Origin of the sequence: Streptomyces sp. NPDC050485, from assembly GCF_044458185.1 — a bacterium.
Taxonomy (GTDB): Bacteria; Actinomycetota; Actinomycetes; order Streptomycetales; family Streptomycetaceae; genus Streptomyces.
Map to the genome: position 1 here is coordinate 1 of NZ_JBITHR010000061.1, position 11,591 is coordinate 11,591.

Below are 11,591 nucleotides of genomic sequence, written 5' to 3' on the forward strand. Positions count from 1 at the left end.
AAACCCCGATGGGATCGCCGGACCACAAACCAGGGCCGCGTTCTGGAATTACAACGCCACGGGCTGCTGAACCAACCCCGAGTGCCGCGTGGGTCTGGTCGAGCGGGGCTGCTCGGCCAGGCCGGCACCGAGAACGGCCAACGCTCGGCGAGGACCTAGGGCATGTCCGATGGGTCGTTGGTGACCTGCCAGCCCTCAAGGGCGCACAGCTCCGATCCGCGTGCCCGGCACGCGAACGCGCACGCCGGGCGCTCCCGCGCCCGACGGGCCTTCTCTCGCCACCACGCCACCCGCGGCCTTGCGTTTGCTGGACAACCTGGCGGAAAGGACTCGCCCACCCAACCGCGTGATCGAGAGAGAGCCCGATGAAGAGCCTTCAGCGTGTCCTGGCCACCCTCGCCACCACCGTCCTGCTCACGGCGGGTACCGCCGCGCTCGCGGCACCCGCCCACGCCGACACCCACGTTTCCGTGCTAGGGCTGGTCGATGCGGACACGAACGGCACCATCGACGTGCCCCTGGGAAGCGCGACCGTCGTCGAGCTCCCGAACTTCCTCGCCCCCGTCGTCTGACGATCGTCCTGACGAATCCAGAACATCGAGGACCTGGACGGGTGGACACTCCACCGGCTACGCCACAGTGCCCTGACACACGACGCCGAGGACGGCACCTCCACCCCCGTGCTGCTGGCCCGCTCCCGCCACACCTCCGTCCGCTCCCTGGAGCGGTACGCGCGGCCCGGTGTCGACGCGGTCGCCCGACACGTTGCTGAGCGCGACCCCGCCGCACGCCGCCGCACGTGACACCTCCTCATTTGCGGCTCGTGACAGCGTTCTTACCCGCACCCTTTGTTGTGCCGGGTCGCTGCCTCGTAGGGGATGGACGCCCTGGTCGCTTCTGCCGTGGTGGGAGCAGACGAACGGGCGCCCCCGGCATGCGGACGGTGAGCCGCGGGCGGATGCCGAGATCCTCTTCGACCGGGCCGGCCGGCAGGTGCTCGCCCAGTTGTCGGAGGCCTACGGAGGAAGCCTGGCGAGACCACTGCCCACGTGGTCGCTGGGGCCGGCCGCCTTTGAGGACAGGGCGGACGGTGCGCGGCCGTTGCTCAGGTGGTGGCGTGGGTCATGACGCCGGGGCGGGCGGCGCCAGGTTGGTGGCGTCCAGGGCCGGACGCAGGCCCCTGGCCAGCTGGACGCCGTCCCCGATTCCCCAGTAGTGCACGTAGAACAGGCGGGGCTGGTCGTCCAGCATGTGGTTGTGCAGCTCGACGAGTTCGAAGCCGCCCCTGCGCAGGACCCGGATGACGTTCTGCACTTCACCTGCGGTCATCACGATGTCGCCGGTGACCGCGGCCCGCTTCTCCCCCAGGGCCTGGAACTTGATCACCGTGTCGACACCGATGGGTGCGGGCAGCACATGGCCATGTGAGGTGACGGTCTCCGCGCGGCCGATGAAGAACTTGTAAGTCCGGCCTTCGGCGATGCCCTTGCGGCCCAGCGCCTCGTCGATCTCGGCGGTGTCCAGGTCGATGGGCCTGGTACTCGGCGGCAGCGGCACCGCGATGGGGTCGCCGCTGACTTCCAGAACTGCCTTGAGTTTGCGGGCGAGGGTGACCGCGTCGCCCATGGCCTGAAAGTGCGTCCACCAGATGGGGGGCGTCTGTTCGGGCAGGTGCTTGTGGAGGGCGGTCTGCTCGATGCCCGCCTCCTGAAGGGCTTCGGTGGCCTTGGGGAGTTCGTCCTCGGTGAGCACCAGGTCGCCCATGAGCATGGTGCCGTCGCAGTACCGGGCGAAGTCGGCGCTGCCGTTGAGCGCGAGCGACGACCCGATGTCCACTCCCCGGCTGGTGACCTTCAGATCCCTGCGGGGCAGCGAGATCCCGAAGACCACGTTCTCCCGCAACGCGCCGGTGCGGCCCAGCGCCTCGGCGACCGGTTGCCAGTCGGCGTCCGCCGTGGCGATCGGGCGCTGCAGGTGGGGGCAGTGGACGTGGCCCGGGGCTCCCGCATGGCCGTCGGCGCGGTGCCCGGCGGCGGCACCGCAACCGGCCAGGGCGAGGGCGGATGCGGTGAGCGCGGCCAGCGCGCCCAGGACTGACGGCGCGCCGGTGCGCCCGCGTCGGGTGGCAGACATGGGAACCTTCTTCGTCCAGGTAAGCGCCCCCGCCTACGCCTAGGTGACTCGATGACTGCGTGACTGCGTGACTGTTTCCCGGTCCGGGGGCCAGATGTGTGCGCCCGCGCCCGCGTTCGCCCACCTGGCCGACAAAGGTTGCCTCTCCCTACCTCCTGGGCCCTGTCCTGCTCGAAAATACGATTCGGGGCCGTGGCCTGCTCGTTTGCTGATCCTGGCGACGCGGCTTCGAGTGTTCTGCCGGTGAGGCGTCGCTGAGGGGCAACTGTCGGGTGACCGGGGCGATTTCGGTGTTCGGGCATGGCGGAGTCCCGGTGCGGTGGTCGGGGTTCTCCAGGGTCCTTCGGGTCGTGGCGGACGGGGGTTTGCCGGTCAGCCGGCGGGACGGGGCGATGCGGCGAGGCGGTGGAAGGCCGTGGCCAGTTCGTTTCTCCAGGGCCAGGTCGCCGATATCCGCAGGCGCAGGCGTCGGCCGCCGCGGGTGAGGCGGGCTGTGACGTGCAGTAGCCGGTAGCGGAGCTTCTTCGGCTCGGCGGTGGCCAGTTCCCCGTCCAGGAGGAGGACAGGGGTCCAGGCCATCAGGTCGATCGCCGCGAGGCTGAGTTCGAGCCGGACAGCGTTGACGCCGAAGCCGCGGGGGGGGCTGAAGCCGGTGGTCTTGCCGCACCGGATGCGGTCCTCGGCAGTGGCATGCCCGCGTGACGGACCTCCAGGAACTGGGCGGAACCGCCGCCGGAGTACGGGGTGTCGCTGAGGAACACCTGATGCCGCAAGCCCTCGTCCTGATCGGACAGGGACAGCTGGGCGCCGGGGTGCGGCCGCTCCCGGAGCACGATGATGCGGGTGCCGGTCGGGTAGCCGCCCAGATCGACCATCCCGGTCAGCTCGGCCACCTCGGCGCCATCACGCAGCGTCCCGTCCTGGTCCAGGGCGGGGTCGGGCATGGCCCGGACAGCGCGGCGGACCGGCTCGGTGACCGCGTATCCGACCGAGAAGAAGGTACGGATTCCTCGTTTCCGCACGTCGCGGACGTGGGCGAGGAAGGCTTTCACGGATCCGGCCCTGTCGGCGCGGACCAGGATGTCGGTGCCGTGCCGGTGGGCGTCGGGGATCTGCGCGAGCGCCTGGTCGAGCACCGCAATGTGATCGGCGGCAGTGTCGGCTCCGGAGTTGCCCGGCCGCAGCCGGCCGGAAACGGCCTCGCCGGTGTTCGCGAGGAAACACAGCAGCGGATGGAAGCCGAAGCCGCCCTGATAGGTCGGGGCGGCCTGTTCCTTCTCCGAGTGGCAGGCAATCTGCGTGGCGTCGAGGTCCAGGACCAGGCCGGGAAGTTCGCGTCCGCCGGCCCGGACAGCGGGTGTGCCCTCGCTGGTCTCGGCGGCCTGCATCCGGGCGACTTCCCGGGCTGCAGCGCGGGCCACTCGCAGCGGAGCGAGTGCAGCCTTGTCGATGTCGGCAAGCAACCGCCAGCCGTGGGCGTGGAGGCGACCGGGCCGAACACCTCGCCCTGGTCCCGCAGCACGGCCAGATCCGCGATCGCCTCACCGCCATCGGCGAGCATCACCGCGAGATCAGTGGCAGCCCGGCCCGGATCACGCCCCGTCCCGCGCGACCGAAGCGGCCTGAGAGCGGTGGAGTACGCGCCGGTCAGCCCGGTGGCCTCAGCGAGATCCGCCGACAACCGTGCCCCGGCATGCCCGATCACCCCCGAACCATCGGCACTGACATGGACCTTTGGACGCAACCCGATGGCCTGCACGGGAAAGTGCCCTCCGCCTGGACCGGCAGAACCCCTCAGCGAGGTTCATCGTCCCAGGTCAGGGAGGCACTTTCGCGTTTCCGCCCCAAAGCCAGCCGTACCCGAGTGAAACAGCGAGGTCAGTCCCCTACTTCGAGCACTGCCTGGCCGCGGGAGACCCCCGCCTCGACGGCACGATGGGCATCACCCACGGTTTCCCACGGCCTGGGATCCACAAATTCCTCCGGGATACGGAAGCCGTCCGCCACATCCCGCCACAAGGCGGCGATCTCCGTGCGGTTGCCGGTGCGGACCCCTATGAGCGATTGGGTGTGGAGGTAGAACGGCAGCAGCGACAGGGGTATTGGCTCGTGCGAAATCGCTCCGGACACGACGATCCGGCCCATGTCAGCCAGCGTTTCGCGGTACTTGTGCCAGACCGCCGGGATGCCGAGGTTGTCGATGACGCAGTCGACACCCCACTCGCCGGTCACCTCGCGAATGGCGTCGGCGAGGTCCTCCGCGTCACCGTCGAGGGCCGCTCGCAGTGGCAGGCCGTCCATGCAGCCCGGTTTGACGGCCAGCCGGTCGACACCGATGACATGGGCCCCGCGAAAGCCGGCGAGCGATGCGGCGGTCGCGCCGAGCGACCCCGCCGCACCGATCACCAGTACGTTGCTGCCCGGGCCCACATGACCGGCGTCGAGTTGTGCTCTGGCAACGGGCCCGTTGCCCGCCAGGGCCGCCGCCTGGGAGAAGGGGACGTCATCCGGCAGCAGCGAGACGTTGGACTGCGGCGCCACGCACGAGTGCGCGTAGCTGCCCTGCCGGTGTACGCCGATCAGAGCGAACGACGAGCACGCCTCCTCACGGCGGGCCCGGCAGGCGCGGCAGTTTCCGCAGGAGAGTACCGCGGAGACGGCTACTCGTCTCCCGATCAGCGCCGGGTCCGCGCCGGGACCGACGGCGTCGACCACGCCGGCGTGCTCGCTGCCGAGTACATGGGGGAATGCCGGCACCTGTCCCGCGAAAGGAGGACGTCCGGCCCGGGTCGCGATGTCCTTCGTGCGGCCGACAACGACCGTCGACACCCGTACCCGGACCTCGCCGGGCCCAGGTTCGAGATCGGCCAGTTCCGCGAGGTGGATCACCTCTGGGCCGCCGAACTCCTCGATGATGAGCGCTTTCACCGGTCCGTACCTCTCGTCGGCTGGGCAGCGCCGACGTTGGCCGTCGGCAGGGTGGTGTCGCCCGATGGTGTGGCGGCAGAGGTACCGGTACGACCTTGCGCACTCTCTGAATTCCGCCGGCACGCGCCATCGGTAGGGTCGGCCATATGAACCACCGCACCCGGCGGAACCGCTGTGATCTCCTACTGGTGCGTTCGCGATTCGGTGTTTCCACCTACCCCGGCCGTCTCCGCCCGCACTACTTACGCGGACGGATCGGCCGAGGTCAGAGGACGGACGTCAAGTTCACCATCTTCAACACCTGTGACCACGTCATCGGAGAGCGGGGCCGGATCACGGCCGCCCGCTGAGCCGAGTGCGCAACGGGGTCAGTTGATGGATGTCGTAGCGCCTGCGCAGGGCGGATATGGCCGCCTCGTCCGGGGGGCCGTCGGCGTTCAGGATCTCCAGCAACTCCTCGAAGTAGCGTTCGTGGTTCGGGGGTGGAGCCGCCTGTACGAGCATCCTGGCATTCTGGTCCGTCCGGTTGGCGAAGGCATGCGGACAGCCGGGCGGCACATGCACCACCGAGCCCCGGGTGGCCCGCACCGGCCGCTCGCCGGAACGGGACTCCCACAGCTGCCAGTTGTCCGGCGTGCGTTCCAGGGGCTCGAAGGCAAGCACCTCCAGCTCGCCTTCGAGGAGGTAGAACACCTCCTCGCTGTTGGCATGGGCGTGTGCGCCCACGTCGAACCCGGGGGGCACCACCACCTCGAAGAGGGAACCCACCCGGGTGCGCGCGCCCGTTACCTTCATCGTCACCTCCTGGGCGCTGGTCACCAGGGTCCGTCCCGCGCCCGGCGGGAGCACCAGGCCGTCCATCGTGGGCATCGTCAGATCACTCATCGGGAGTTCCTCCGTTCCGCGTCACCAGGTCACCGGAATCGCTTCTGGACCCCGGATCAGCTCGCCTTGCCGCCAGCGGATTTCACTCGGCGGAACGGCGAGCCGCAGGCCGGGGAAGCGGTCGAGCAGTCCGCGGAGCATCACCTGCATCTCCATCCGGGCCAGCCAGGGGCCGGCGCAGTAGTGCGGTCCGTTACCGAAGGCCAGGTGTGGATTGAAGGAGCGGTCGAAGTCGAGGCTGTGCGGGTTGTCGAACGTCTCCGGGTCGCGGTTGGCCGCCACATACGAGGCGTAGACCGGCTCGCCGCGCCGGATGGTCACCTCGCCGACTTGCACGTCCTCGGTGGCGATGCGGCCCATGCCCACCGCGTTGCGGTGGGGGATGTAGCGCAGCAACTCCTCCACCGCCTGCGGCAGCAAGTCCGGCTCGGCCAGCAGCCTGGCATGGTGCTCCGGGTGTGTGAGCAGCAGGTAGACCATGTTGGCGCTGTTGAACCGCACCGAGTTGATGCCACTGACCTCCATCAGCACAGCGAAGGCCACCAGTTCCTTTCGGGAAAGCTGGCCGTCTCGCTCAGCGGCGGCCATATGACTGAGCACGTCGTCGCGGGGCTCCGCCATCCGCTGGGTGGCCAGCGCGTCGAAGTAGGCGCCGATCTCCTCCTTGGCCTGCTCGCTGCGCCGACGGCCCTGCGCCGACGAGATGACCAGCAGGGTCCAGCCGATGATCCGGGACCAGTCCTCCTGCGGCACACCCATCAGCTCGCTGATCCCGGCCACCGAGAAGGGCGTGTTGAGGTGTTCCATCACGTTGGCCGGCGCTCCGGCCTGTTCCATCGCGTCCAGAAGGTCCTCGGCGATCTTTTCGGCGCGCGGGCGCAGTTGCTCGATGCGCCGGCGGGTGAACATCTTCGCCACTGTCTTGCGCAGCCCGGTGTGGTACGGAGGGTCGGTGAACCCCACCGCGTCGTCGAGCGGGATGAAGTGCGGGGCGAGCCGGGTGACATCGCGACCGGCCAGTTCCGCCCTGCTGAACCGCGGGTCGGTGGTGACCAGTCTGACGTCCTCGTACTTCGTCGCCACCCACGCGTCGCCTTCCCCGTGCGGCATCCGGATACGGGCGAGTCCGCCGTCTTCCAGCATCTCTTGCATCGCCGGGTCGAAGTCGAGGGCTTCGATGCCGTCAACGCTCCAGAAGCGGACCGGTGGCTCATCCGTTTGACTGCTCACGATGCGTACCTCCTGCTCGGTGCGGACGCGGACTCAAGCCGCCTGGTCCAAGGGCCAAGTGCCGAGGGCCGAGGCAGATCTCGGCGGTGATGCGGGGACCGAAGCCGGCCGGCAACCCCTTGTGCGAGTCGAGGGCCGACGCCTCGTCAAACGGGCGTGCCAGTGCGTCGAGCACCGCGGCGCCGACGATGTTGCCGTACTCAGTGAGCGTGGCGCGGCTGAACCGGAAGGCTTCGGGCGGGACGCCCAGGAAGCGGCTCAGATCGTCGAGGGTGCGTGGCCCGCCTGCGTGGATGATGGAGAAGTCCGGCTTGCGGGCGTCCCCGCCGTGTTCTTCCGCCACCGCGCGCAAGGCCGGGGTGAGCGGCTCCATCGTGCCCGGCGCCCGCTTGTCCAACTGGAAGTGGAAGCCGGTGGACCGGACCGCGTAGGAGATCCAGTCCTCTGTGTTCGGGATGAGGTACCAGCCGTTGTGTTCCGGGCGAATGCCGGTGCCGCCACTGCCCCGGAGCACTGCGGCGGCGATCCCGTCGCGGAACGGGTTCCAGCGCCTGGCGCACTACCGCCGGAACACGAGCCTTGGATTCCGCTTGGTTGACGGCGCTGTGCGCGTCTACTTTGGGATGGCGCAACACCTCTTCGAGAGGCTGGACGACGTGCCGTTTGAGAATTCCGGTATTTCCGGTGGTATTTCCGATCAGCCGGAATGCGAGATCACGTTGCGGATGGCCATGGCGCATCCTCCACGCCCATTCGAGGGTTTCCTCAAGGGTGCTGATGTGATCGGGGACCGCGATTGCCGGCTTGCACAGAACGGCCATGTATCTGCTCCTCAAGGACGGGGCCCTGTTGCGCGCCGCGTTCCACGCTAGGACAGCCCGTTGAAACCCGCACGTCGAAGCCCGCATACTGCTCCACCAGCGTGTTAGGGGGGCGGACCGCACTGGTGGACACCGGAGCCGTAAGGAAACAACTTGCGGGTTCTGCCTCTTGGTATCGCAGGTGAACAGGGCGCCAACCGGCAGTCTGTTTCCTTACGGCTCCACCTACTGCGGGCGTCGTTCCGTTACGCGGCCCGCCAGGACCGGGACAAGATCACGAAGGCGCCCAAGCCCGTCGACACCACGCCGAGCGAGGACGCGGCCACCACACGGTTCCTGGAATTCGCCGAGACATAGGGCGCCAAGCGTTCGGCGACCGTCCTGCTCCGGGAGCCCAGCTGGGCCGAATCCACGCCTCTTCTCCAGTCCGATGCAGAAATACGGCGCATTGTGTGCACGACCAACAGCATCGACAGCGTCAACGCACGGATCCGCAAGGCCGTCCGCGCCCGTGGACACTTCCCCACGGGCGGGCCGCCCTCAAGTGCGTCTACATGGCCGTCATGAGCCTCGACCCGACCGGCGCGGCCGCAAACGCTGGACCATGCGATGGAAGGGCGTACTCAACGCCTTCGGCCCGGCCTTCGACGGCCGCCTCACCACAGGCCAACTCCAGCCACACCAGCCCCAGTTACACCGCCAGCTTTGCAGACCCGGCCACCGCTCGCACTGAAGAAGAACACTGACACCGCCCGGGAAACCGGCGTCGAGCCGAGCAGACCAATCCCGCATGGCCAAACTCCGCATCAAGATCTCCGGATGCCTGCGAATCCCGCAAGGCACCTGCGACTTCACGACGATCCGCACCCACCTCGCCACCACCGACCGCCACGGCCAGACCACGCCCGATGCCCCGCCCACGCCATACACGGCAGACCTGAACACCCGCCACCCCCCGGACACACCGCACAACCCGCACTCCCGGACACCTATCCAGTCACAGTCGAGCATGAATGAGCGGTGTTCCCCTGAAGTGAGGAATCGCGGGCGATAGCCGATTCATCCGCCATTCGGGGGTTAGCTACGATATAGTGCTGATTCTGTACAGTGAGTGACTCTAGCGTGGGGGCATGTCTGCCCCCGAGTCCCTGTCACCGACCGTACAGATTCCCCAGGCGGTGCATTCCCGCCGCTGGGTGATCCTGACCGTGCTGCTTTTCAGTCTGATCGTTGTCGTGCTCGACAACTCGATCCTCAATGTCGCGATGAAGACCATCGCCCAGCCGCCCCCTACTGGACTCGGCGCCACTCAGAGCCAGCTGGAGTGGGCGATCAACGCCTACACGCTGGTCTTCGCCGGGCTGCTGTTCACCTCCGGGCTCGTCGGCGACCGGCTGGGACGCAAGAAGACCCTGATCTTCGGCATGCTGGTCTTCGGCACCGGCTCCCTGCTCTCCGCGATCTCCGGCTCCTCCGGTGAACTGATCGCGTACCGCGCTCTGATGGGCTTCGGTGCCGCGTTCGTCATGCCCAGCACCCTGGCAATCATTGCGAACGTCTTCGACCGCGACGAGCGGCCCAAGGCCATCGGCATCTGGACCGGCACGGTCGGCTTCGGTATCGCGCTCGGCCCGATCGCCGGCGGGCTGCTGCTCCAGCACTTCTGGTGGGGATCGGTGTTCCTGATCAACGTGCCCATCGTGGCGATCGGCGTGGTCGCGATGGCCGCGCTCGTCCCGGACTCCAAGGACCCCCTCCCTGGCCGGCTCGACCCGGTCGGGGTGCTGCTGTCCGTCATCGGTCTGGTCCTGCTGGCGTACGGCATCATCAAGGGCGGCCAGCTCGCCGACTTCACCGCGCCCGAGTCGTGGATGACGATCGTCACCGGTGTCGCCGTTCTGGGCGGCTGGGTGCTCCATGAGCACCGAAGCGACCACCCGGCATTCAACGTCGCGTACTTCCGCGACCGGCGCTTCTCCGCCTCCGTGGTCGCCATCGGCTTCGTCTTCTTCGGGCTGGTGGGCGTGACCTTCTTCAGTGTCTTCTACAACCAGAGCGTGCGCGGCTACACCCCCCTGCAGTCCGGCCTTCTGATGCTCCCGCTCGCCGCCGCCCAAATGATCTTCGCGCCGCGGGCCCGCCTGGTCGTCGCCCGGTTCGGCGCACGTGCCGTGTGCACCACCGGGTTGGCCCTGGACGCGGTCGCGTTCCTCGGCTTCCTGCTACTCGGTACTGCCACGCCGATCTGGGTACTTGAGGTGGTGTTCTTCCTGATGGGCATGGCGATGGCGCATGTGATGCCACCCGCCACCGTCATGATCATGTCGTCGCTGCCGCGTGAGAAGGCCGGTTCCGCCTCCGCGGTCAACAACACCTTCCGGCAGGTCGGCGGTGCGCTGGGGGTCGCCGTACTGGGATCGCTGCTGTCCACCGTCTACCACAGCGGCATCGAAAGCCATCTCGCGGCGGTCCCCGGCCTGCCCGAGAACCTGCGGCACACAGCGGGCGAGTCGGTGGAGACCACCCTGGCGGTCGCCCAGACGCTGGGGCCGGCGGGCAGGGCGCTGGTCCAGCCCGCCAACGACGCCTTCGTCCATGCCATGCACGTCACCGCCACCGCATCGGCCGGGGTCGCCGCTCTCGGTGCGGTGGTGGCCCTGGTCTTCCTGCCGCGCCGCACCCCTCAGGAACCGCCCGCCCGCGAACAGGAAAAGGTGAGCGCGAGGAGCGAAGGGTGAGCGCGAAGCCCACAGCCGGCACGGTCGCCCGCACCCTGAGACCAGCGGTCCCGTCGCCGATCGCCGCAGTCCGCGGCCCCGTATACATGCCTTCGCACTGACGGTCCGTGACCTCGGCGGGGACAAGCTCCGGGTGAGTTCGGCCCCGGTGGTGGCGCTGGTGACCGCCACCGGTCGCGATGCGGATCGGGCGGAGGCCGGCGGGGGCATCGCGCCGCTCCCGTACAGCACAGCGCTCGACTGCTTCTGACCGGCAGGCGACAGCGGCAGGCCGGGCAGGGCCGAACGCCGTTCGTGCGGCCACGTCATCGACCAGCCGACTGGAGATCTCCCGGTGACAGGTGCGGCGTGCGGTCTCCGGGCTCCGTGCGTGCAACAGCTGACATCGTCACCCACGCCGTCACTCGTCACATGAGACCCGGTACCCACTCCCGAGGTCGAACCTCAGACCCGGGACCAACCCCAAGCGCCTCACTCGACTGATGCGGATCAACCACATCGCCGGCCGGCACCTGCGGCGCACCAAGCGCACAACCAACGCGGACAGAACGGCTCCACCCACGCCGCACCTGATGATGCGCCACTTCACCGCGCACACCCTCACACCGACACAGGAGCCCAGTACAGCGCGGCCGCCTTCGCCAAGGCCTGCCGCCAGCACGGCATCCGCCGCAGCATGGGCCAGGTCGGCTCCAGCCATGACAATGCCCTCGCCGAGTCGCTCTTCCAGGGCCTCAAACGCAAGTTGCTGCACGGACCGGAACCTGTCAACGTGATCAAGGCAGGTGAAGTGTTCTATCGCTGTGTCGGGATCGTTTGGTCGTCGGGTCTGTGCTCGTCGGGCTTGTTGATCCAG

The 11,591-nt window shown here is 68.5% G+C and carries 7 protein-coding genes and 4 pseudogenes; 5 read left to right on the forward strand and 6 right to left on the reverse strand.

Annotated elements, in window-relative coordinates:
* Positions 1-365: 365 nt before the first annotated feature.
* Both ACIBK6_RS41910 and ACIBK6_RS41915 read left to right on the forward strand, forming a co-directional pair.
* Positions 366-572 carry a hypothetical protein gene (locus ACIBK6_RS41910; RefSeq protein WP_399058684.1) on the forward strand — a complete coding sequence of 69 codons (207 nt, stop codon included), beginning with the start codon at positions 366-368 and terminating at the stop codon, positions 570-572.
* A 108-nt stretch (positions 573-680) separates the two neighbouring features.
* Entirely contained in the window at positions 681-803 is a 123-nt protein-coding gene (locus ACIBK6_RS41915) for a PmrA (RefSeq protein ID WP_399058685.1), read from the forward strand.
* 319 nt (positions 804-1,122) lie between these two features.
* On the opposite strand, the gene ACIBK6_RS41920 is transcribed toward ACIBK6_RS41915, so the two are convergent.
* The 6 genes and pseudogenes from ACIBK6_RS41920 to ACIBK6_RS41945 form a co-directional block, all read right to left on the reverse strand.
* Positions 1,123-2,133, reverse strand: a complete 1,011-nt coding sequence (locus ACIBK6_RS41920; protein ID WP_399058687.1) for a DUF1259 domain-containing protein — start codon at positions 2,131-2,133, stop codon at positions 1,123-1,125.
* Positions 2,134-2,505: 372 nt separating this feature from the next.
* A pseudogene (locus tag ACIBK6_RS41925) lies at positions 2,506-3,892 on the reverse strand (IS1380 family transposase).
* A gap of 119 nt (positions 3,893-4,011) precedes the next feature.
* Positions 4,012-5,061: a zinc-binding alcohol dehydrogenase family protein gene (locus ACIBK6_RS41930; protein ID WP_399058689.1), complete on the reverse strand. Its 1,050-nt coding sequence runs from the start codon at positions 5,059-5,061 to the stop codon at positions 4,012-4,014.
* Positions 5,062-5,394: 333 nt separating this feature from the next.
* Positions 5,395-5,931: a cupin domain-containing protein gene (locus tag ACIBK6_RS41935; protein WP_399058695.1), complete on the reverse strand. Its 537-nt coding sequence runs from the start codon at positions 5,929-5,931 to the stop codon at positions 5,395-5,397.
* A 36-nt stretch (positions 5,932-5,967) separates the two neighbouring features.
* Positions 5,968-7,176 carry a cytochrome P450 gene (locus tag ACIBK6_RS41940; RefSeq protein WP_399058691.1) on the reverse strand — a complete coding sequence of 403 codons (1,209 nt, stop codon included), beginning with the start codon at positions 7,174-7,176 and terminating at the stop codon, positions 5,968-5,970.
* Positions 7,157-7,997, reverse strand: a pseudogene (locus ACIBK6_RS41945) (hypothetical protein). The gene ACIBK6_RS41940 and the pseudogene ACIBK6_RS41945 overlap by 20 nt, the downstream one beginning before the upstream one ends.
* A 219-nt stretch (positions 7,998-8,216) precedes the next feature.
* Between ACIBK6_RS41945 and ACIBK6_RS41950 the strand changes: the two are divergent.
* From ACIBK6_RS41950 to ACIBK6_RS41960, 3 genes and pseudogenes are all read left to right on the forward strand, one after another.
* Positions 8,217-8,730 (forward strand): annotated as a pseudogene (locus tag ACIBK6_RS41950) (transposase); the annotation flags it as partial.
* A gap of 397 nt (positions 8,731-9,127) precedes the next feature.
* Entirely contained in the window at positions 9,128-10,735 is a 1,608-nt protein-coding gene (locus tag ACIBK6_RS41955) for a DHA2 family efflux MFS transporter permease subunit (RefSeq protein WP_399058693.1), read from the forward strand.
* A 401-nt stretch (positions 10,736-11,136) separates the two neighbouring features.
* Positions 11,137-11,492 (forward strand): annotated as a pseudogene (locus ACIBK6_RS41960) (hypothetical protein); the annotation flags it as partial.
* Positions 11,493-11,591: the final 99 nt, after the last annotated feature.